Origin of the sequence: Prevotella sp. MGM2, assembly GCF_002933955.1 — a bacterium.
GTDB lineage: Bacteria > Bacteroidota > Bacteroidia > Bacteroidales > Bacteroidaceae > Alloprevotella.
Genome location: NZ_BEWW01000047.1, coordinates 1 through 21639, shown reverse-complemented (window position 1 = coordinate 21639; position 21639 = coordinate 1). Strand labels below are relative to the sequence as shown.

General features: G+C 43.2%; 19 protein-coding genes and 2 pseudogenes. 14 read left to right on the top strand and 7 right to left on the bottom strand.

The window, feature by feature from the left end; translation table 11 throughout:
- Positions 1-44 precede the first annotated feature (44 nt).
- From carB to C5S62_RS01190, 3 genes are all read right to left on the bottom strand, one after another.
- Complete coding sequence (gene carB / locus C5S62_RS01200; RefSeq protein ID WP_104403714.1) at positions 45-3260, bottom strand: carbamoyl-phosphate synthase (glutamine-hydrolyzing) large subunit; 3216 nt, start codon at positions 3258-3260, stop codon at positions 45-47.
- 19 nt (positions 3261-3279) lie between these two features.
- Complete coding sequence (gene carA, locus C5S62_RS01195; protein WP_104403713.1) at positions 3280-4356, bottom strand: glutamine-hydrolyzing carbamoyl-phosphate synthase small subunit; 1077 nt, start codon at positions 4354-4356, stop codon at positions 3280-3282.
- A 119-nt stretch (positions 4357-4475) separates the two neighbouring features.
- Positions 4476-6359, bottom strand: a complete 1884-nt coding sequence (locus C5S62_RS01190) for an amidophosphoribosyltransferase (RefSeq protein WP_104403731.1) — start codon at positions 6357-6359, stop codon at positions 4476-4478.
- A 229-nt stretch (positions 6360-6588) separates the two neighbouring features.
- Here C5S62_RS01190 and C5S62_RS01185 point away from each other — a divergent pair, with 229 nt between their 5' ends.
- Complete coding sequence (locus C5S62_RS01185) at positions 6589-7233, top strand: HAD family phosphatase (protein ID WP_104403712.1); 645 nt, start codon at positions 6589-6591, stop codon at positions 7231-7233.
- A 5-nt stretch (positions 7234-7238) separates the two neighbouring features.
- Entirely contained in the window at positions 7239-8057 is an 819-nt protein-coding gene (gene panB, locus C5S62_RS01180; RefSeq protein WP_104403711.1) for a 3-methyl-2-oxobutanoate hydroxymethyltransferase, read from the top strand.
- Between the two features lie 131 nt (positions 8058-8188).
- On the opposite strand, the gene tsf is transcribed toward panB, so the two are convergent.
- The 4 genes from tsf to rplM form a co-directional block, all read right to left on the bottom strand.
- The gene (gene tsf / locus C5S62_RS01175) at positions 8189-9013 is read right to left on the bottom strand and encodes a translation elongation factor Ts (protein WP_104403710.1); all 825 of its coding nucleotides are present in this window, start codon (positions 9011-9013) and stop codon (positions 8189-8191) included.
- A gap of 30 nt (positions 9014-9043) precedes the next feature.
- On the bottom strand, positions 9044-9865 hold the full coding sequence (gene rpsB / locus C5S62_RS01170) for a 30S ribosomal protein S2 (RefSeq protein WP_104403709.1): 822 nt from the start codon (positions 9863-9865) through the stop codon (positions 9044-9046).
- Positions 9866-10022: 157 nt separating this feature from the next.
- Entirely contained in the window at positions 10023-10409 is a 387-nt protein-coding gene (rpsI, locus tag C5S62_RS01165; RefSeq protein ID WP_104403708.1) for a 30S ribosomal protein S9, read from the bottom strand.
- Between the two features lie 11 nt (positions 10410-10420).
- Positions 10421-10882, bottom strand: a complete 462-nt coding sequence (gene rplM / locus C5S62_RS01160) for a 50S ribosomal protein L13 (RefSeq protein ID WP_104403707.1) — start codon at positions 10880-10882, stop codon at positions 10421-10423.
- Between the two features lie 1200 nt (positions 10883-12082).
- Between rplM and C5S62_RS13440 the strand changes: the two genes are divergently transcribed.
- The 12 genes and pseudogenes from C5S62_RS13440 to C5S62_RS13740 all read left to right on the top strand — a co-directional run.
- Positions 12083-12850, top strand: a complete 768-nt coding sequence (locus C5S62_RS13440; protein WP_172485891.1) for a hypothetical protein — start codon at positions 12083-12085, stop codon at positions 12848-12850.
- Positions 12851-12923: 73 nt separating this feature from the next.
- Positions 12924-13601: a UpxY family transcription antiterminator gene (locus C5S62_RS01145; RefSeq protein WP_172485892.1), complete on the top strand. Its 678-nt coding sequence runs from the start codon at positions 12924-12926 to the stop codon at positions 13599-13601.
- A gap of 53 nt (positions 13602-13654) precedes the next feature.
- A complete protein-coding gene (wecB, locus tag C5S62_RS01140; protein ID WP_104403703.1) occupies positions 13655-14815 on the top strand; it encodes a non-hydrolyzing UDP-N-acetylglucosamine 2-epimerase in 1161 nt (386 codons plus the stop codon).
- A 22-nt stretch (positions 14816-14837) separates the two neighbouring features.
- Entirely contained in the window at positions 14838-16061 is a 1224-nt protein-coding gene (locus C5S62_RS01135; protein ID WP_104403702.1) for a nucleotide sugar dehydrogenase, read from the top strand.
- 31 nt (positions 16062-16092) lie between these two features.
- Positions 16093-16266 (top strand): hypothetical protein, encoded by a 174-nt coding sequence (locus tag C5S62_RS13435; protein WP_190311532.1) that lies wholly within the window; start codon positions 16093-16095, stop codon positions 16264-16266.
- Between the two features lie 113 nt (positions 16267-16379).
- Positions 16380-16658 (top strand): hypothetical protein, encoded by a 279-nt coding sequence (locus C5S62_RS01130; RefSeq protein ID WP_223301087.1) that lies wholly within the window; start codon positions 16380-16382, stop codon positions 16656-16658.
- A 44-nt stretch (positions 16659-16702) separates the two neighbouring features.
- On the top strand, positions 16703-17650 hold the full coding sequence (locus tag C5S62_RS01125) for an acyltransferase (protein WP_104403700.1): 948 nt from the start codon (positions 16703-16705) through the stop codon (positions 17648-17650).
- A gap of 47 nt (positions 17651-17697) precedes the next feature.
- Positions 17698-19224, top strand: a complete 1527-nt coding sequence (locus C5S62_RS01120; protein ID WP_133159441.1) for a lipopolysaccharide biosynthesis protein — start codon at positions 17698-17700, stop codon at positions 19222-19224.
- A 2-nt stretch (positions 19225-19226) separates the two neighbouring features.
- Positions 19227-20303, top strand: coding sequence for a polysaccharide pyruvyl transferase family protein (locus C5S62_RS01115; RefSeq protein WP_104403698.1), 1077 nt, complete (start codon positions 19227-19229; stop codon positions 20301-20303).
- Between the two features lie 2 nt (positions 20304-20305).
- Positions 20306-20473 (top strand): annotated as a pseudogene (locus C5S62_RS14090) (4Fe-4S binding protein); the annotation flags it as partial.
- 30 nt (positions 20474-20503) lie between these two features.
- Entirely contained in the window at positions 20504-21517 is a 1014-nt protein-coding gene (locus C5S62_RS01110) for a Coenzyme F420 hydrogenase/dehydrogenase, beta subunit C-terminal domain (protein ID WP_223301090.1), read from the top strand.
- A gap of 4 nt (positions 21518-21521) precedes the next feature.
- Positions 21522-21639, top strand: a pseudogene (locus C5S62_RS13740) (capsular polysaccharide synthesis protein); the annotation flags it as partial.

The following is a 21639-nucleotide window of genomic DNA, read 5'->3' as shown; positions in this document are numbered from 1 at the left end:
TAATGTCATAAATCGACTTTTCACTTCATCCATCTTAGAGGCTTTTAGTATTCCTGCCAGCACTTGATATCCAAGTCTTCAAACTTTTGTGTACAGAAAGCGTAAATGAAAGCGGAAGCCAACCGGGCATTTGTAATAAGTGGGATGTTGAGATCTATGGCGGCACGACGGATTTTGTAGCCGTTGGTGAGTTCACCGGAAGAAAGGTTCTTGGGAACATTTACTACCATGTCAATTTCTTTATTATGTAACATATCCAAAGCTTGTGGCTGCCCTTCTTCGCTAGGCCAGTATACTAAGGTGTTTTCAATGCCGTTCTCCGTGAGGTAGCGGCTCGTGCCACCTGTTGCGTAAAGTTTGTAGCCATGTTCCTTTAGCATTCGACTTGCTACCAACATTTCGGCTTTTTGCTTGCCATCGCCAGTGGAAAGAAGAATGTTCTTTTGGGGTATGCGATGTCCTACGGATAGCATGGATTTCAGGAGTGCTGTGCGGGAGTCTTCTCCCAAGCAGCCAACTTCACCGGTAGAGGCCATGTCGACACCTAACACGGGGTCTGCTTTCTGCAAGCGGTTGAAAGAGAATTGCGAAGCTTTGATGCCTACATAATCCAGATCGAAGAGACTTTTGGCCGGCTTTTCGACAGGCAGACCAAGCATAATCCGTGTGGCCATTTCAATGAGGTTGATTTTCAGAACCTTGCTGACAAACGGGAATGAACGTGAGGCTCTTAAGTTACATTCGATGACTTTTATGTCGTTTTCTTTAGCCAGGAACTGGATATTGAATGGTCCGGAAATATGTAATTCGCGGGCAATGAGCTTGGATATTTTTTTGATTCGGCGTGCTGTTTCCACATATAGTTTTTGTGGAGGGAATTGTATGGTGGCATCGCCGGAGTGTACGCCGGCAAATTCGATGTGCTCGGAAATAGCATAAGCTATAATTTCTCCATCGCGAGCAACAGCGTCCATTTCTACCTCTTTGGCATGCTGCATGAAACGGCTTACAACGACCGGATGTTTTTTTGAAACGTTGGCAGCCAATTTGAGGAAACGTTCCAATTCTTCCTGATTGGAACATACATTCATAGCCGCTCCTGAGAGTACATAAGATGGGCGTACTAAGACGGGGAATCCGACACGTTCGATAAATTCTTGAATATCATCCATGGAAGTCAGAGCGCTCCATTCTGGTTGGTCTACCCCAATTCTGTTGAGCATAGCCGAGAATTTTTCGCGGTCTTCGGCATTATCAATATAACGTGCCTGTGTACCTAATATATTGACATGTTCTTCATCCAGACGCATGGCTAGGTTGTTAGGTATTTGTCCACCTGTTGAAACTATTACGCCATAAGGACATTCCAGATCTAAAATGTCCATAACACGTTCAAAGGTTAACTCATCGAAATAAAGTCGGTCGCACATGTCATAATCCGTCGAAACTGTTTCGGGATTGTAGTTGATCATAATGGAGCGATAGCCTTCTTTGCGGATGGTGTTGAGTGCTTGTACGCCACACCAGTCAAATTCAACAGAAGAACCGATACGATAGGCACCAGAACCAAGTACGATGACCGAACGTTTGTCTTTTTCGAATTTTATATCATGGGCTATGCCATTATATGTCACATAAAGATAGTTGGTCTGAGCTGGGTATTCTGCTGCTAAGGTGTCAATTTGTTTAACGACAGGAAGGATGCCAGCTTGTTTTCGGCGGGTACGAATTGTCATACTGGCTTTTTCGATATCCATTTCTTTTTCCATGCCGACAGCACGGGCTATTTGGAAATCTGTGAAACCTTGTATCTTGGCCTTTTTTAGCAGTTCATTGCTCAACACATTAACACTGGTGCATGCGTGTAGTTCGCAGTCTGTCTGATAAATGTTATAGAGTTTTTGAAGGAACCACTTGTCTATTTTCGTTAGGTCATGAATTTGGTCAATAGTGTAACCTGCAGCGAATGCTTTCTCTATCACAAAAATGCGTTTGTCTGTAGGTTCGCGAAGGGCCTCGTCCACATTGTCGATCTTTATTTCTTTATTATCAACAAAGCCATGCATGCCTTGTCCTATCATTCGAAGTCCTTTTTGGATAACTTCTTCGAAAGTGCGTCCAATAGTCATAACTTCGCCGACGCTCTTCATAGAAGAACCGATTTCTCTGTCTACCCCACGGAATTTTCCAAGGTCCCAGCGTGGAATTTTACATACTACATAATCAAGAGCCGGTTCGAAGAACGCGGTAGTTGTTTTTGTTACGGAATTTTTAAGATCAAACAGTCCGTAGCCTAAACCTAATTTTGCTGCTATGAAAGCTAATGGGTAACCTGTTGCTTTTGAAGCTAATGCGGACGAACGGCTTAAGCGGGCATTCACCTCTATGACGCGATAGTCCTCCGATTCCGGGTCAAGGGCATATTGTACGTTACATTCTCCTACAATCCCAACATGCCGTACGATACGGATGGCTATGTCGCGTAGTTTATGATATTCGTTATTTGTGAGAGTTTGTGAAGGGGCAATTACAATACTTTCTCCGGTGTGTATGCCAAGAGGGTCAAAGTTTTCCATGTTACAAACCGTTATGCAGTTGTCGAAACGGTCACGTACCACTTCATATTCAATCTCTTTCCAGCCTTTCAGACTTTTTTCCACTAAGACCTGAGGTGAGAAGGAAAAAGCCTTTTCTGCAAGTTTCAGCAATTCTTCTTCGTTATCGCAAAAACCAGAGCCAAGGCCTCCAAGTGCATAAGCAGCGCGTAGGATGACGGGGTAGCCTAATTCAGCAGCGGCATTTTGGGCTTGTTCAATGCTCTCACAGGCTTCACTTTTAATTGTCTTAACATTTATTTCATTGAGCTTTTGGACAAAGAGCTCACGGTCTTCCGTGTCCATAATGGCTTGCACGGGTGTACCGAGTACTTGGAGATTATATTTTTCCAGAATGCCTGTTTTATAAAGCTCAACACCACAGTTAAGTGCGGTCTGTCCGCCAAAAGCCAGCATAATACCTTGCGGTTGCTCCTTTTCTATAACTTTTTCGACAAAGAAAGGAGTTACAGGAAGAAAATATATGCGGTCTGCCACGCCTTCTGACGTTTGCACTGTGGCAATATTGGGATTGATAAGAATTGTTTCTATACCTTCCTCCTTGAGCGCCTTGAGTGCTTGTGAGCCGGAATAGTCAAATTCACCGGCTTCACCGATTTTAAGTGCGCCGGAGCCTAAAAGTAATACTTTTTTTAATTCTTTCATTAGGTTCGTTCTTGAGGAGTTATAATAGATTTACGAATTCGTCAAACATGAAATAAGTGTCGACAGGTCCACTGCAGGCTTCTGGATGGAATTGTGCTGAAAACCAAGGGTTCGTTTTGTGCCGGACACCTTCGTTCGATCCGTCGTTCATATTTATATAGAGAGGTTCCCATTCAGCGGGCAGTGTTGTACTGTCGACTGCATAGCCATGATTTTGTGTGGTAACAAAACATTGCGTAGAACCAACTAAACGTACAGGTTGGTTGTGAGAACGATGACCATATTTCAGTTTGTAAATTGATGCGCCGGCAGCTTTTGAAAGCAATTGGTTACCCATACATATTCCCATGCAAGGCCGTACTTTGGGATTGTTGAGAAATTTACGGATGTTTTCCACAGTTTCTGCGCAAGTGTCAGGATCTCCGGGGCCATTAGCTAAGAAAAGACCGTCAAAATCCATTTCGTTGAAATCATAGTTCCATGGAACACGGATAACTTCAACGCCACGGCGAATAAGGCTACGTATGATATTGTTTTTTACGCCGCAATCTACAAGTACTACTTTCTTTTCTGCACCCTTGTTGTAGTGAATTATTTCTTTGCATGATACTTCTGAGACGAAATTTACGCCGGCATATTCAGCTTCAGGAATATTTTCTGGTTCATCATCAAATATGATCTTTCCCATCATTACGCCATGTTCGCGCAGTACTTTTGTCAATTCACGCGTATCTATTCCTGTAATGCCAGGTATTTGCTCACGTTTGAGCCAGTCGCCTAAGCTCTCTTGGGCATTCCAGTGACAATAAACTTCACTATAGTCTGTCACAATAAGTGCCGAAACATAAATTTTATTGCTTTCCGTGAATTCTGCCAGGCCGTTAGCACCTTCGTTAAGAGGTGGAACTCCATAATTGCCTATCAGGGGATAAGTCAGTGCCAGTAACTGGCCGGCATAAGATGGGTCTGTTAGGCTTTCCGGATATCCCATCATGGCTGTGTTGAATACCACTTCGCCCGCAACGGGCTTTTCATAACCGAACGATTTCCCATGAAACTTCGTTCCGTCGTCAAGAACTAATGTTACGTTTCGCATGCGTAATACTTTGTTGGGGTTTAATAGCTTATAGTTTAGATGCTTATGCGGTTGCCGGCAGGTTGAAGTTACCACTCGGTTGTATCAACCAATAAACTACCAAACTCTATTTTATATTTTCAGATTTCTTTTTTCTCGTAGTAATCAATGTAGGCCTCATTTACCCGTCTTATACCGCCGGGAGTTGGATAATTGCCGCTGAAGTACCAATCTCCGGGACTGTTGGGACATGCTGTATGCAGGCCATCAAGGCTTTGATATACAATTTTTATTTCAGTCGTGATACCTTCAGGCCGGAGTATTTCAGCCATTTTTTCTGAGATTTCTTCAGCAGTGAAATCTTTGTATATGGCACTCACGTGATTCACAATTTTTTCTTTCGGCAGATTTTCCTGTTGTTTGCAGCGGTGATAAATTTCTGTCAGACGCGACTGTTCACCTCGTTCTTTAATGAGAGCTACTGCAGCCTTAAAAGCTATGAATTCATCCATGTGTGACATGTCGATTCCATAATAGTCTGGGTAACGAACTTGCGGTGATGAACTGACCACTACGATGCGTTTAGGATGGAGACGATCCATAATACGGATGATACTTTCGCGTAGTGTTGTACCTCGTACAATGCTGTCGTCAATAACGACAAGGTTGTCTTTGTATGGTTGCAAACTACCGTATGTAATGTCATAGACATGAGCCGCAAGATCATTGCGGCAGTTTCCTTCCGCTATGAATGTACGCATTTTAATGTCTTTCCATGCAACCTTTTCTGCGCGAATACGCCGTGAAAGTATTTGATTTAAATTTTCAGATGTCAGTTCTTTAGGACTTAGACTGGCAATGACTTCTGATTTCTGCAGGTTAAGGTAATCATCCAAGCCTGCCAACATACCGTAGTAAGCTGCTTCTGCCGTGTTGGGGATGTAGGAGAACACCGTGTTGTCCAGTTCATAGTTGATGGCTTTCAGAATAGGCTTAACCAAAGAACGTCCTAATTCTTTTCTTTCCTGGTAAATGTCTTTGTCGGAACCGCGACTGAAGTAAACCCTCTCAAATGCGCAAGCGGCATAATTTTTTTGAGGAATAATCTGTTCCGTGCGCAAAACACCATTTTTATTGACGAACAGAGCTTCGCCCGGTTTTAACTCCTTGATATCTGTAACTTCTGTGTCAAAGGATGTCTGTATCACCGGACGTTCAGAGGCTACCACCGCCACTTCTTCATCGCAATACCAGAATAATGGGCGAATTCCCCAAGGATCGCGTAATGTGAACATTTCTCCGCTGCCTGTTACTCCACAGACAGCATAGCCGCCGTCCCACATGGGCGATGCTGTACGAAGGACATTGGCTAAGTTGATGTTCTCTTCAATGTAATGAGTGATGTCGGTGTTTTTTAATCCTTCGTCAAGAGCTTTATTAAAGAGGCGTTCGCTTTCCCTGTCAAGTCTGTGGCCTAATTGTTCCAGCAAAATGTACGTGTCCGACACCATGCGCGGGTGTTGCCCTGTTTTCGACATACTGTGAAATATATCTTCAACGTTGGTCATGTTGAAGTTGGCACATATACAAAGGTTCTTTGCACGCCAATTATTACGTCGCATAAAAGGGTGAACATAAGAAAGGCCACTCTTGCCGGTGGTTGAATACCGGAGGTGGCCCATATAAATTTCTCCCGCAAATGGCAAATGGCAACTTGCAAAGGACGTATCTGCTAATTGCTCCGCGGTGTAATTCTTGAATTTGGAATGTACAGCACCAAAAATTTCTTCTATGGCTCCTGTGCCTAAAGCTCTTTCACGAAAGAAAAATTCTTCTCCCGGATTGGCTTTTGTTTTAACACAAGCTAATCCGGCTCCCTCTTGTCCGCGGTTATGTTGTTTCTCCATCATGAGATAGAGTTTGTTTAAACCATACATCCAAGTACCGTATTTATTCTGGTAGTAGTCTAGTGGCTTCAGTAGTCGCACCATCGCAACGCCGCATTCATGTTTCAGAGGTTCCATCTGTTTTTCTCTTTTGCTTTGTTTCCAGCCCTCAGAGCAAATATTTAATCCGCATAATGAACATCCCATTCATTTTTCGGGCTGACTGCAAAGTTAAACATTTATTTCCATTCATTTCTTTTTCTTTTGTGTAATTTGAGAGATTTAATGGAAAAACTCGAAACCATTGTACAGGCATCCTGAAGTGTAATATATAATCTTTATCTTTGCGAGTAATTTATAAAACGGAATGAAAGCAGCATTATTTGATTTAGATGGTGTCATAGTGGATACGGAGTCACAGTATACCAGATTTTGGACTGAAGTCCGTGATATTTTTTTGCCCGGTAATGATCATTTTCCTTTGCAGATTAAAGGACAGACATTAACTTATATTCTTTCGTCCTTTTTTCCGGATGAGGGAGTGCGTCAGCAGATTTGCGGACTTTTGAGAAAATTTGAGGAAAACATGACATATCAGTATATTTCAGGAGCGTTAGCCTGGGTAAGCAGACTGTCGGAAAGTGGAGTGCCTACTGCTATTGTTACCAGCTCCGATAAAGAGAAAATGTCTCATCTCTATAAAAATCATCCCTCTTTCGATAGGCTTTTCACCGCTATTCATACTGCAGAGCATGATGTCCGTTCCAAACCGGCTCCCGATTGTTATTTATCAGCAGCCGACACATTAGGCGTGCGACCCGATGAATGTGTGGTTTTCGAAGATAGTTTCAATGGCGTCAAAGCCGGAAAGGCTTCCGGTGCCTTTGTGGTTGGATTGGCCACGTCTAATTCCAAAGAGGATTTGTTACCGTATTGCGATATTGTAGTCGAAGATTTTGCAGCAGAGAATCTTATTGAAATAGAAGAATTATTTCCTCAATTAAAAAAATAAATGTAATGGCAGGATATTTAGTGGAAGACAGCCGGAAAGTAACAACACTCCGGCTCAAAGAAATGAAGTCGCAAGGAAAAAAAATAGCGATGTTGACTTCTTACGATTTTACCACAGCAACTATAGTCGATGCAGCAGGTGTGGATGTCATTCTGGTTGGTGATAGTGCTTCAAATGTAATGGCTGGCAATCAAACAACATTGTCCATTACGCTTGACCAGATGATTTATCATGCTAAGTCGGTTGTTCGGGGCGTCCAGCGGGCATTAGTCGTTTGTGACATGCCGTTCGGTACTTATCAGGTAAGCCCGCTTGAAGGGGTCAGCAATGCCATCCGTATCATGCAGCAAACTGGTTGCGATGCCTTGAAACTGGAAGGAGGTGTGGAAATCATAGATGTAATCCGTAAGATTATCGATGCCGGTATTCCTGTAATGGGCCATCTGGGATTAACACCACAGAGTATTAATAAATTTGGCACTTATGCCGTAAGAGCAAAAGATATGGCGGAGGCTGAGAAATTACTTCAGGATGCAAAACTTCTGGCAGAGGCCGGTTGCTTTGGACTTGTTCTTGAAAAAATACCAGCAGCACTTACTCAAAAAGTTGTTGAAAGTGTAGATATTCCTGTCATCGGCATTGGAGCCGGAGCTGCAGACGGACAAGTGCTTGTTGTCGATGATATGTTGGGTAAGAATAAAGGTTTCAGTCCGAAGTTCCTGCGCCGTTATGCCGATTTGCATACGGTAATTACTGATGCGGTCGGCTCTTATGTCTCGGATGTCAAGAACAGTAGTTTTCCGGACAGTACGGAATGTTATTGAGCGGAAGTGGTGTGTTGTAGAAGCGTAGAATTGTTTTGATTCGATTGATCATAACTCCCTTTCTGTAGAATATAAAAGGTTGCTTCGCTAAGCGGAGCAACCTTTCTATTGTAAAATGCAGTGTCTTTAATTTATTCTGCACGCAGAGTAAAACGGCTGAAAGCTGTTACCGTACATTCTTTGTCAGCCTGTTTCAGGTAGTCAGATACAGACAATTTGCTGTCCTGAATAAATTCCTGATTCAAAAGGCATGCTTCCTTGTAGAACTTCTGCATACGGCCTTGGGCGATACGCTCGATCATGTTCTCAGGTTTACCTTCCTGACGGGCTTTGTCGGCAGCGATTTCATATTCTTCTTTGCGTACTTTCTCAGGTACATCGGCTTCACAAAGAGAAACGGGGTTCATGGCAGCAACCTGCATGGCTACGGCATGACCGTAAGCAGCGTCTACCTCTTTGTTAAGGGCAACCATGGTGCAAAGCATATTCTTTCCCTGGTGGTTATAGCAAGAGATATTGTCGCTTTCAATTACAAAGTAACCGTCAAGTTCCATTTTTTCTCCTGTGATACCGCTACGGTCTGTAACAGCTTCAGCCACTGTGCCGTTACCCATAGGAAGGTTCTTTACTTCCTCAAGAGTTTTGCACTTGTTGGCTACAGCCGCGTCCAGAATAGCTTGGGCCAATTTCACGAAGTCTTCGTTTTTGGCTACGAAGTCAGTTTCACATTTCAAAGCGATGATGGCGCCAAAGCCGTTCTCTGCCTTGCAGAGTACTGCACCTTCGGCAGCTTCACGGTCTGAGCGTTTGGCTGCAACAGCCTGGCCTTTTTTACGGATAATTTCGATGGCGCCTTCGATGTCGCCATTTGACTCAGCCAGAGCTTTTTTGCAGTCTCCGAGACCTGCACCGGTCATGGTGCGAAGTTTCTTGATATCTTCTAATCCTACACCCATTGTAGTATTTTCTCTTAAATGTTACTAATATTATTCGGCTTTAGCCTCTTCCTTGGTTTCTTCAGTTTCGGCTACAGCTTCCTCTTTCTCAACGCGAGCTTTGGCGCTGCGCTTGCGGGCTGGCTTTTCGCCTTCGCCTGCAGCTTCGGTGTCAACCTTTTCGGCCTTGCGCTCTTCAACACCTTCGGCGATAGCTGCGCAGCAGGCGTCAAGAATCACCTCGATGCTCTTGTTGGCGTCATCGTTGGCAGGGATCAAGAAATCTACGCAGTTGGGATTGGAATTGGTATCGACAATGCCGAATACGGGAATACCCAAGCGCTGAGCTTCTTTAACTGCGATATGTTCTTTGCATACATCGACAATGAAGAGTGCGGCCGGCAGTTTGTTCAAATCGGCGATAGAACCAAGGTTCTTTTCCAATTTGGCGCGTTGGCGGGAAATTTGGAGAATCTCGCGTTTTGAGAGATTGGAGAATGTACCGTCGTTCATGAGCTTGTCAATATTGGCCATTTTCTTGACAGCTTTACGAATCGTGGGGAAGTTGGTGAGCATACCGCCCGGCCAACGTTCCGTAACGTACGGCATGTTAACGGAAGTGGCTTTTTCTGCCACTACTTGTTTGGCTTGTTTCTTAGTAGCTACAAAAAGAACCTTGCGGCCGGATTTGGCAATTTGCTTCAGCGCTTCAGCTGCCTCGTCAATTTTTGCTACGGTCTTGTGAAGGTCTATGATGTGAATGCCGTTACGCTCCATGAAGATGTAAGGAGCCATGGCGGGATTCCACTTGCGTTTGAGGTGGCCAAAGTGGCAGCCGGCCTCTAATAATGTTTCAAAATTTGTTCTAGACATTTTGATAATTGTTTGTTCGTTTACTTTCTTTTTAGTTGGGCCATGTTTGTTTCATGGCATTTTTAGTTCAACCAACTGATGGGTAGTTCATCAAAATAGCATTTTGAAATCCCATCAATTTAGATGCTAAACGTAATCCAGCAGTAAAAGGCCGATATTAACGTTTACTGAACTGGAAGCGACGACGTGCCTTGGGACGACCCGGTTTCTTACGTTCAACCTCACGGGAGTCACGTGTCATGAAGCCTTCGGCGCGGAGGGCTTTCTTGTCTTCTGCGTTTACTTTTACCAAAGCACGGGCAATAGCAAGGCGGAGTGCCTGGCTCTGGCCGGTGAAACCGCCGCCGTTAAGATTAACCTTGATGTCGTATTTTTCAGCAACGTTGAGGAGCGTCAATGGCTGTTTAACAACGAACTGGAGAATAGAAGAAGGGAAATATTCTGTCAAATCTCTCTTATTGATGGTGATCTTTCCAGTACCTTCCGTCATGTAAATGCGGGCGATGGCACTTTTGCGACGACCTAATGCATTAATCATTTCCATATATGCGATGATTATTTATACAAGTTAATATCAATTGCTTTGGGACTCTGTGCCTCGTGTTTGTGATCGCCACCTTCATAAACATACATGTTGCTGAGGAGCTTGGCACCAAGACGGTTCTTGGGGAGCATGCCCTTCACCACACGGCGCAGAAGTTTGTCGGCTCCGTTGGGTTTGGCCATGATGCTGGCAGGTGTGTGTTCGCGCTGACCGCCGGGATAGCCGGTATAGGTATAGTAAACGCGGTCGTTCCACTTGTTGCCGGTGAGTCTTACCTTGTCGGCATTGATAATGATAACATTGTCACCACAGTCTACGTGAGGAGTGAAGTTAGGTTTGTACTTACCACGCAGGAGCTTGGCTACTTTCGTGCAAAGGCGACCCAAAACCTGATCGGTGGCGTCTACAACCACCCATTCTTTGTTTACGGTCTCTTTGTTCGCAGAAATGGTCTTGTAACTTAAAGTGTCCACTTTCTTTGTTTTTAATTTTTTGTAACTACTAATTTTTTATCTGTTCTGCAAGTCTTTAAGCACTGTTGCGACTGGCCAATGGAAGCAGCAGTTTCAACATGCAGTAAAACAGGTTTTTAGCCTGTTTTGATAATAATCGGCGTGCAAAATTACCATTTTTTTGTAAAATGACCAATAGAGTGTTGTAAAAAGTTTTAAATATATTTTAGGATGATTCGGGTTTTAAGTCTCCGGATAGGGATGTGTTGTTAATGAGGCGGTTGGCGTTTGGTAATAGTTTTGTTGTGTGAATATGTTGATTGAAGTGTGAATGTTGTGTGGGGCTGTGTGATGGATTGTAATTTTATGGCATTGATTTTTTTCGTGTTCTTGTCTTGAAAAGTGAGTGCCTGCGCTTTTAACATAATTTGCTTTTGGCTGGAAAATGTCGTATCTTTGCAATAGCGGGCGGGACTTTTCATGTGAAAGTTCCGTTTTTTTGTATGTTTTTCGGCGTGTCCCAGTGGCTTTTTATTGCTTTTTCTTTTTTAAATTCCGATACGGGGAATTTAAATTTCCCGTATTTGTGTTGAAATTCCAATACGGGCTTTTTGATCTCTAATATTTATAACCTATATTTTAACATACCGAAATGTAATGGAAAGTTAAATATGTTAAATTTGTAGCGGGGGAGAAAGTCGTATTCCTTTTCCTTTCTTTTGTATTTTTGGTTTTAGCGTATAAAATGCTATCCGGATGTGTTTGAGAAGTAGAAAATGATGTGAAAAAGAATAATAGGAGAAAGTAGATAATGTTGCCGTTTCTTTGTTAGAAACGGGTATTTTCCCGCAAAATTAGTAAATAAAATATAAATACCAAAATATTCTCAGGCAATTACGACTAAGTATCCAAAACCGCCTTTTTAAAAAATTGCAACCATCTCATTTTGTGATATTTACAAATCATTCAATAAAAACGCAGAACTTACACAACAGAGAACTTCATTTACACTTTTGAAATTACACCCAATCTATGTTCCATCTCTCTTGCATGCAACCCTACATTAAACGAGGGCTTATTTATCACCTCAAGCATTCATTAAAACAACTCTATATATTTATTATCAAACGATTACAAACAAAACAAAAGCCATATCCATTCCTATTTTTACCCGTTTCTAACAAAGAACCGCGTATAGGTTTCTAACAAAGAAACGTGTGTATGAGGGATCGGTTAATGTTAGATAATGATTTGACATATAGTTATTTGGAATCGTTTCTGTCAGGTTTGTACCTTTCAAGTGACGTTTATTCTTTGGTGTCGGGCGCGGAGGTTGCGGTTTGTCTTCACGAACTTCATGCCTGTGGCCTTGACGGCAGTCTTCCTTCCGGTCTTCGTTTTTCCCTTTCGCGCCTTGAGAGCCTTTTCGGTGTTCTTGAGGAGGCTTTTGCGTGCGGCAGCGCCTTCGTGTGTCGCTGCGACTTGCTTTATGGGATGTATCTTCTCAGCCATAGCGCGGTGGAGAGTCCGTTTCCTTCTGTCGGTTCTAAGGCTTGCGTTGGTTTTTCCCGCTCCTGCTCCACGGGGTTGTCTGAATTGCTTGATGCTGCCGCGTCTTGTTCGGAGTCTTTGCACAGTGCGGCCCTCGACCGTGTTCTGGTGATGTCGCTTGCCCCCTATGGGGCGGTGGATTCCCGCTGCGGGCGGCTTCTTGAGAGTCACCTCCGTTTCTATGCGCTTTCCCAGCGCTCTGACGGGGGATGGCCGCTGGGTTCTTCTGATGGGGGCGATGTGGCACTGCGTCGCCTGGAGGTGTTGCGCCTGAATGCCATGCTTCTGGGGGATTTGTCGTATGATGAGGTGCTTTCCCTTGGTGAGCGTTTCTATGGGGTCGGCGTTGCTGGCAGCCGCTCTCATGCGGCGGTTCGTCATGCGCGCGATCTTTCCTCGGCTGTTTTCTCTTGTGCGGAGGCTTCGGCTTTTGTCTGAGCCTTTTCACGGGCGTCTCCGGTCTTTTCCGGCATTTTTGCCGGTCCTTCCCTTTGGGATTTTATATTCGGTTATGAGAGAGTATTCAGGCTCTGATTCCTGTAAGTCGTTGATTCCTGCCGGTTTGTATAGCCAGCGGGGAGCCGGAGGAATGTCCTCCGCTCTTTCCGGCATCGGTGAGGGGGAGGCTGTTTCTGAAGACGGGGAAGTCGGAGCGGAGGAGCATTGGTGGGCTATGAGCGCGGTTTACAACCGTTCCCTTCAGGCCTCTTCTTTCCTTTCCCTGAGAGGCATCGAACATTACGTGCCTCTTCGGGTGGTTCTCCGTCTTCGGGGAGGGCGTAAGGTGCGCGAGGAGGTTCCCGCTGTCTCCAATCTGATATTCATTCGCTGTTCCGCTTCTGTGGTCCGTTCCCTGAAAGTTTCTCTGCCTTATCTGCAATATCTCACGTGCCGCGATTCCGGACGCCCGAAGGGCCGTCCTATCGTTGTTCCCTCCCACCAGATGTCCTCCTTCATTTCCTTGTCATCCAGCGGGGCGGAGCGTGCTGACCTTCTTTATTTTCGGCCTGAGGAACTGGACATTTCCCGCGGTGTGCGTGTGCGTCTCCACGGAGGTGCTCTCGATGGGGTGGAGGGAACCTTCCTGAAGGTGACCGGCGCCCGCGAGCGACGGGTGGTGGTGGTGCTCGACGGCGTACTGGCCGTGGCGGCATCTGTCAGGCCGGAGTTTGTCGAGGTGATGGGATGAGCGGCGATAAATGATGAATTATAAATAAAAATATAGGATAAAAGTTTGATTTTATGCAGACAGTCATGCTCGTTTTCGGGACCCGTCCTGAGGCTATAAAGATGGCGCCTTTGGTGAAGGCTTTCCAAAGTCATCCAACTGAGTTTAATACGCAGGTCTGTGTCACAGGCCAGCATCGTGAGATGCTGGATCAGGTTCTTCATCTGTTTGATATAGTACCGGATTATGATTTGAATATTATGAAACAGGGACAGGACCTTTATGACGTGACGGCGCGGGTGCTGACCGGCATGCGGGACGTGCTGGATAAGGCACGTCCTGATATCGTTCTTGTACATGGCGACACGACAACAAGTACTGCGGCGGCTTTGGCGGCATTTTACCGGCAAATTCCGGTAGGACATGTTGAAGCCGGATTGCGCACATATAATATATATAGTCCCTGGCCCGAAGAGATGAACCGGCAGATAACCGGACGTATTGCGACTTACCATTTTGCTCCTACGGAATTGAGCCGTGAGCACCTGATGTCTGAAGGTGTCAAGGATGAAAACATTGTGGTGACTGGCAATACTGTCATTGATGCGTTGTATTGGGTGGTGGAGAAGATAAAAAGTGATGCTGCTCTCAATGCCGGCCTTAAGGCAACGCTTTCCGGTGCCGGCTATGATATCAGCCGTGCCGAGAGTGGCCGCCGGCTGGTTTTGATTACCGGACATCGCCGTGAGAACTTTGGCGATGGTTTCATTTCAATGTGCAAGGCTATCAAATTTCTGACGAAGCGTTATCCTGATGTGGATTTCGTATATCCTATGCACTTGAATCCCAATGTCCGTCGGCCTATTCATGAAGTTTTTGGTGACGAACTGGAAGGGTTGGGAAATATGTTCTTTATAGAACCGTTGGAATACCTGAGTTTCGTCTGTCTGATGGAAAAGGCTGATATCGTTCTGACTGACAGCGGGGGTATTCAGGAAGAAGCTCCCGGCTTGGGCAAACCGGTATTGGTTATGCGCGATACAACCGAGCGCCCTGAAGCGCTCGCTGCCGGTACTGTGCGACTTGTCGGTACGGACTATGAGAGGATAGTAGGAAGTGTCAGCGAACTTCTGGATGACACCGGGGCTTATGATAAAATGAGCCGGTCGGTTAATCCCTATGGTGACGGAAAGGCTTGCGGAAGAATTGTAAAATCGTTGTCCACTGGTCATTGAAGAACTTTTTAAAAAATATATAATGGTAAACGTAATAGGATTGGGCTATATAGGTCTTCCCACAGCTCTTATGATGGCATCTCATGGAGTAGAGGTTGTCGGGACAGACTATAATAAGAATTTGGTAGAAACTCTCAATGCCGGTCATACAACATTCAAGGAGGATGGTCTTGACGCGCTTTTTCAGGAAGCTTTGAAGGGAGGGGTCAGATTTTCAACAGAATATCAGAAAACAGATATGTACATCTTGTCTGTTCCTACTCCTTATGATAAATTCAGCAAGAAAGTCGATGCGTGCTTTGTGGTTGATGCGGTCAAAAGTGTGTTGAAAGTCTGTGAGAAAGGCACTACGGTTGTCATAGAGTCAACCGTCAGTCCCGGAACGATAGACAGGTATGTCCGTCCGATAATAGAGGAGAGCGGCTTCATCATAGGGGAGGACATTCATCTGGTGCATGCTCCCGAACGCATCATTCCCGGCAATATGGTCAATGAGCTTCTTCATAACAACCGTACCATAGGCTGTGACAATAAGGAGATAGGTGAGAAAGTAAAGCAGTATTATGCCAGTTTCTGCCGGGGAGAAATAGTAGTGACAGACATACGTTCGGCAGAGATGTCTAAAGTCGTGGAAAATACCTTCCGTGCAGTCAACATTGCTTTTGCTAATGAACTTTCCCGCATCTGCCGGCACGATAATATGGATGTTTATGAAATCATCCGTATTTGCAACATGCACCCGCGTGTCAATATCCTGCAACCCGGACCCGGCGTCGGAGGGCATTGTATTTCAGTTGACCCATGGTTCCTGGTAGGTGATTATCCACAACTGGCCAAAGTAATAGACGAGTCAATGAAGACAAACGACAGTCAGCCTACTTTTGTTCTCAACCGTATTTATGAGATTATGAAAGAAAACGGCATTACCGACAACCGGCGTGTGGGGCTTTATGGGCTCACTTACAAGGAAAATGTGGATGACTTCCGCGAGTCTCCCACACTTCAGCTTTTGGAGGCGCAGGAACGCCACCTCGCCCGTCCGTTAAAATGTTATGATCCTTTTTTGGAGAATGTGAAAATAGCAGAAAATCAGTATTCTGATTTTGATGAATTCCTGGAGGAAACCGATATGGTCGTGATTATGGTTAAGCATGACCACATTGGCATGAACTGGGACAAACTTAAAGGCAAAGTCGTGTTGGACTGTTTCAATATTTGTCCGCTTGAGGGAGTTTATCATATTTGATTTTTCTGAAGTTCTGCGAAAATGATAGGATATGATACAAAGTAAACAGGACCTCAAAACGTTCTTAGAGAAAGACAGACAGGCATTGGGCATTCCAGCCCAATGCAAACGTCCTCGTTGGTTATGGGGAGATGATATTTGGAAATTCCAAAGAGCGTTACGATACCATGAATACCATTCAAATGTTAAACGGGGGGTATTCTGACGAAAATTAAAAAAACATATTGGGGGTATCGCCACTATAAGCTAGGTCTCCGCTTAGGGTTGCAGATTCCTTGTAATGTATTTGATTATGGTTTGCGTATCAATCATTATGGCTTGATAGTTGTAAATGGCGGAAGCCGCATCGGTAAATTTTGTGATATCCATCAGGGTGTGAACATCGGAACATCTTTCAGAGGAGGCGCGCCACAGTTGGGGGACAACTGCTGGATAGGTCCGGGAGCGAAGCTGTTTGGTGACATTACGATAGGTAATGAAGTGGCGATAGGTGCCGGAAGTATTGTCGGCAAGTCCTTTGAAAAAGATGATATAACAATAGCCGGATGTCCCGCAAGGAAAATTAAAGACACTGGGACTATCTATAAGCGGAAATGATGGGGACATGCCTTGATTGAATTTTAACTCAGATATTCTATTTTATGCAACGGATTACAGTCGGGCAAAGTCATGCCGTCAGCGTGCTCAGAGTTTTGGCCATGACAGCCATATTGGTTTGTCATATCTTACAGTCGTATGACAATCAGTGGGCTTGGGTGCTGAATGTAGGAGTACAGATATTTCTCGTTCTAAGTGGATTCCTTTATGGGCATAAAAATGTAGATAACTGGAGAATATGGTTTTCTTCCAGATTAAGGAAGTTGTATGTTCCCTTTGTACTGTTTGCTGTCTTATGCTTGGGAATAATGAAAGCTTTCACGGAAACTTCTGTGAAATTGAGGGATCTGATTGTCTATCTCTTTGACATGCAAGGCATTTTCGGGGGGGTAAATGGGCTAAATCACTTGTGGTTTATGACAGCCATAGCTTTGTGTTATGTGGTGACTCCAATTCTCCAACAATTGAAGGATAAAGCCGGCCTTGTCTTTAGCATTCTCTTGATAATAGGTATTGCAGAATATGGGTGGATACATTTCAAATTAAATCAATATGCCTGGATATGGTTGTATGCCATAGGCTATTTTTTTACAAACCTGTCATGTGAAAAATTAAGGATATGGGTATTGTCCGGTATAATTATTGTGGCAGTTGCCTTAACCCTTATTTTGGATTGGAACATTTTGTTAGAGTATGATAACCCTCTCAATAGGCTTTGGCATGATGTTGCAGGTTTGGCTTTGTGCTTAGGAGGGATAAAGTTATTAGAACAGGTGCCACTAAGTAAATTGATGAAGGTATTAAAGCCATTTGATGCGAATAGTTTTTATGTTTACATTACTCATCACGTTTATCTTTTAGGGCCATTGGCCGTAATCCCTTTGATTTCGGAACCAATATATGCCGTGTCGTCAGCTCTGGTGTTGACTGCATTATCTGCCTGTGTGCTGCTGCATATCTCTGATTATATGAATCGGTTGATTCAAAAATAAAATTTAGAGCAACGGATAAATGCCGGAGTGAGAATGAAGAAATAAAAATGGAAAAATTCATTAGTTCAACACGCATTGCAAAAAATACATGTTACCTGTATTTTAGGATGTTGTTTAAGATATTGGTAACATTATATACATCGCGCGTTATCCTTGATGTTATTGGAATCCAAGATTTTGGTATCTATAATGTCGTAGCTGGTGTTGTCGCATTGTTAGGCTTTGTAAACTCATCAATGGCTATTTCTGTTCAACGGTATTTGTCCTTTGAGATAGGTCGGGGAGGTTCTCTAAAGCAGTTGAATACCATTTTCAGTATGGCTGTAGTTATACATTTGCTTATTGCTTTAATTGTAGTTGCTGGTACTGAGATTTTAGGAAAATATCTGTTTGAATATTTATTGAACATACCGCCGGATAGATACGATTCAGCTTACATCTTATTTCATTTTACAATATTAACTTGTGGACTTTCTATTATTCAAGTTCCTTATATGGCGTTGTTGATATCTCATGAAAGAATGAATGCATACGCTTATATAGGTATACTTGAGATGGTGTTGAGGCTGGTTGCCGTATATGCTCTCTTAGGTGTCTCCTATGATAAATTACCTTGTTATGGCTTCTTCTTATTGCTGATCGGAATCATTGTATCTTTCCTTTATTATTACTGTGCTAAAAAACAGATTTCACAGATACGGGTAACACTGACTTGGAATAAGAAAATATTTAAAGACCTTCTGAATTTTGCTTCATGGAGTGCGCTGGGAGAATTTGCTTGGGCTGGGACCGGACAGGGAGTTAACATCTTGCTAAATGTTTTTTTCTCTCCAGTTGTCAATGCAGCCCGTGCCGTAGCGCAGCAGGTAATTTCCGGAATCATGCAATTTGTCATCAATTTTCAAACAGCCATTAATCCTCAGATCGTAAAATCATACGCAGCGGGTGAGACGCGGAAAATGATGATATTGACTAATAAGGGCATTTTGTACTCTTATTATTTGTTGCTGATGATGAGTTTTCCCATACTTATTAACATTGATTTTGTATTGAGAATATGGTTGAAGAATGTTCCTTTATATAGCAATGTGTTTTGTACGTTGGCTATAATAGGTGCGATGATAGACAGCCTGTCAAATTTGTTGGCCACAGTGGCAAAAGCTTATGGGAAAATCAGGAATTATCAGTTGGCGGTTTCCTTAATTTTGTTTTTGAACTTGCCATTTTCGTATATCGCTTTAAAGTTTGGTGCTCCTGCCTATGCTGTATATTGGGTTTATCTGGGTGTTTCGTTTTTTCTACTCATTGCGCGGTTGCTGTTACTGAAGCGCATGGTTGCTTATGATATAAAAAGTTTTGTTTTGAATGTGTTGTTGAAAATTTTAGTAGTAACAGCCATTGCCATACCATTACCCATTATCGTAAAGCATTTGTTACCTGATTCTTGGTCAACTTTCGTTTATAGTACATTGCTTTCTCTGTTATGTATTTCCAGTGTAGTGTTTACTGTTGGTATTGGTACGAAGGAAAAGAACCTGATAAAACATAAGATATTATTTATATTACGAAGATAAGGATGATGAAGACTGCAACAGTAACTTGGATTTCTTATAATAATTGCGGAACTTTTCTTCAGGCTTATGCGTTACAACATATTGTCGAGAAATTGAAATGCTGTAATGTTATTCTTGACGATCAGTCGAAATTGTTAGTCCAATATAGGCCAAAGAGAAACTTGGTAGGTATTGCTAAGGCTATAAAAAACAAGCTACAGCTTTTTCTTATGCGTGATTATTTGCATCGTGTGAATAGCTCGTATAGTCGATTCCGTGAGTTGTACTTGAAACTGGAAAATCCAGAAACAATCGCAGATGATATAGATATTTACATTTGCGGGAGCGATCAAATATGGAATCCTTCTCTGAGGTTTAATTCTTATTATTATTTGGATTTCACAGAGAAAACAAAAATAGCCTATGCTCCAAGTATTGGAAGTGATGTAGTTACGGAAGAATGGATGGCAAATGCATTACCTTTAATTAAGCGATTCGCCCATCTGTCTGTAAGAGAAGAACAGGGAGCAGCCATACTTTCTCGATTGACAGGTACTGAAGTCCCTTCAGTGTCAGACCCGACACTATTGCTGCCTAGAGCGGATTGGGAAAAACTATGTGCTGACGAAACGTGCATAAAATCAAAGAACTATGTTTTCTGTTATATGCTTACCCCTAATAAGGCATATTTAAACATCGTACATGATTATTGCAGGGCAAAAGGTTTGGATTTGGTTATGATGGGTATCCATTTGAAGTATAGAAAGTGTGCCGCTGAGGTATTGTGGGGTGGTCCGTCAGAATTTCTGACAGCTATCAGAAATGCCACAACTGTCATAACTGATTCATTCCATGCGACAGTGTTTTCAATTATTTTCGGTAAAAACTTTTATACGTTTCAACGCTTTAGTGAAAATGATAAATCAAGCCAAAATTCAAGACTCCTCAATTTATTCCAAAAGTTAAATATACGTGGTCGTTTTGTAAAGGACAACAACTGGGATGTAATTGAAGAACTGGATTATCCGGATATTTATGAAAGGTTGGATAGGGAAAAGGATTTTTCAATCAACTATTTGCAAACCGCTTTGACAAAATAGTTATGGAGGAAATTTGTTCGCGTGAAAAATGTACAGGATGCTCAGCCTGTTATAATGTGTGTCCGAAATCAGCCATCTCAATGGTTGAGTCCGGTGCGGCGGGTTATGTTTATCCACAAGTCGATGCTTCAAAATGTATAGACTGCAATCTTTGTCGGAAAGTATGTCCCGTATTTCATCCGGTTAATTTGAATGAGCCTTTGAAAGCCTATGCGGCAACTTGTAAGAATGAGTCTCATTTAGTAGGAAGTGCTTCTGGGGGAGCCGCCAGCAGCATCGCAGAGATAATTATAAGAAACGGTGGGGTGGTCTATGGGAGTGTTATGCTCAATTATAAGAATGTCTCTCATTGTAGGTTCACTTCAGTGGAAGAGATGTACATGATGCGTGGGTCCAAGTATGTGCAAAGTTCTATAGGATCTACCTACAGGCAGGCGAAGGAGGATTTAAAAGCCGGTAAGGACGTCTTATTTACAGGAACAGCCTGTCAGATAGCTGGTTTGAGAAACTATCTTCATCGTGATTATGAGAATCTCTGGTGTTTGGATCTTGTCTGTCATGGTGTCCCTTCTCAAAAACTATTGCGTGACAATGTCGAGTTTATTTACGCGCAATGCGGTCAGACACCGGCTAGAGAGTTGAAAGTACATTTTCGTGATATACTTTCAACCCAAACCTCAAATCTCGATTTGAGGTTTGGTGTTTTCACAGAAAACACCATACCTCGTAAGTTGCAGATTTTTCCTAAGAACACCTATATCACAGCTTTTATGGCAGGTCTTACATTTAGGGAAAATTGCTATAGTTGTCCTTATGCTCAGCCTAAACGGACAGCGGATATAACCGTTGCGGATTTTTGGGGGTATCTGGGAAATGAAATTCCATCAGGATGGGGCATTTCATTATTGTTACCTTCATCAGCTAAGGGATTGGCATTGTGCGAAAAGGTCTTGCCATATATGAACTTTGAAGAGCGCCCTGTGAATGAGGCTGTGAAAGGCAACGGACAATTGCAGCACCCAAGTCTCCGTCCGGAAGAACGTGACAGGTTTCTCATTGAATATGAAAGAATAGGTGATCAATGCTATAAACCTCTTTTGAAATCTTATTTGAGGAAATATAGAAAAAGGCAATTAAAAGAATTAATAAGAAAAATAATTCATTCCACTCCTGTGTCATCTTTTGTGTGGAATAAGTTACGTCATAATAAATAATTTTATGATACCCAAGAAAATTCATTATTGTTGGTTCGGTCGCGGTCCGCTTCCCGAATTAGCGCGCAAGTGTATCGCTTCATGGCGCAAATATCTTCCTGAATATGAAATAAAGGAATGGA

Excerpts from the sequence above, each read along its gene's own strand:
- carB (WP_104403714.1), bottom strand. The coding sequence starts at position 3,260 with ATGAAAGAATTAAAAAAAGTATTACTTTTAGGCTCCGGCGCACTTAAA.
- carA (WP_104403713.1), bottom strand. The coding sequence starts at position 4,356 with ATGCGAAACGTAACATTAGTTCTTGACGACGGAACGAAGTTTCATGGG.
- C5S62_RS01190 (WP_104403731.1), bottom strand. The coding sequence starts at position 6,359 with ATGGAACCTCTGAAACATGAATGCGGCGTTGCGATGGTGCGACTACTG.
- C5S62_RS01185 (WP_104403712.1), top strand. The coding sequence starts at position 6,589 with ATGAAAGCAGCATTATTTGATTTAGATGGTGTCATAGTGGATACGGAG.
- panB (WP_104403711.1), top strand. The coding sequence starts at position 7,239 with ATGGCAGGATATTTAGTGGAAGACAGCCGGAAAGTAACAACACTCCGG.
- tsf (WP_104403710.1), bottom strand. The coding sequence starts at position 9,013 with ATGGGTGTAGGATTAGAAGATATCAAGAAACTTCGCACCATGACCGGT.
- rpsB (WP_104403709.1), bottom strand. The coding sequence starts at position 9,865 with ATGTCTAGAACAAATTTTGAAACATTATTAGAGGCCGGCTGCCACTTT.
- rpsI (WP_104403708.1), bottom strand. The coding sequence starts at position 10,409 with ATGGAAATGATTAATGCATTAGGTCGTCGCAAAAGTGCCATCGCCCGC.
- C5S62_RS13440 (WP_172485891.1), top strand. The coding sequence starts at position 12,083 with ATGAGGGATCGGTTAATGTTAGATAATGATTTGACATATAGTTATTTG.
- C5S62_RS01145 (WP_172485892.1), top strand. The coding sequence starts at position 12,924 with ATGAGAGAGTATTCAGGCTCTGATTCCTGTAAGTCGTTGATTCCTGCC.
- wecB (WP_104403703.1), top strand. The coding sequence starts at position 13,655 with ATGCAGACAGTCATGCTCGTTTTCGGGACCCGTCCTGAGGCTATAAAG.
- C5S62_RS01135 (WP_104403702.1), top strand. The coding sequence starts at position 14,838 with ATGGTAAACGTAATAGGATTGGGCTATATAGGTCTTCCCACAGCTCTT.
- C5S62_RS13435 (WP_190311532.1), top strand. The coding sequence starts at position 16,093 with ATGATACAAAGTAAACAGGACCTCAAAACGTTCTTAGAGAAAGACAGA.
- C5S62_RS01125 (WP_104403700.1), top strand. The coding sequence starts at position 16,703 with ATGCAACGGATTACAGTCGGGCAAAGTCATGCCGTCAGCGTGCTCAGA.
- C5S62_RS01120 (WP_133159441.1), top strand. The coding sequence starts at position 17,698 with ATGGAAAAATTCATTAGTTCAACACGCATTGCAAAAAATACATGTTAC.
- C5S62_RS01115 (WP_104403698.1), top strand. The coding sequence starts at position 19,227 with ATGATGAAGACTGCAACAGTAACTTGGATTTCTTATAATAATTGCGGA.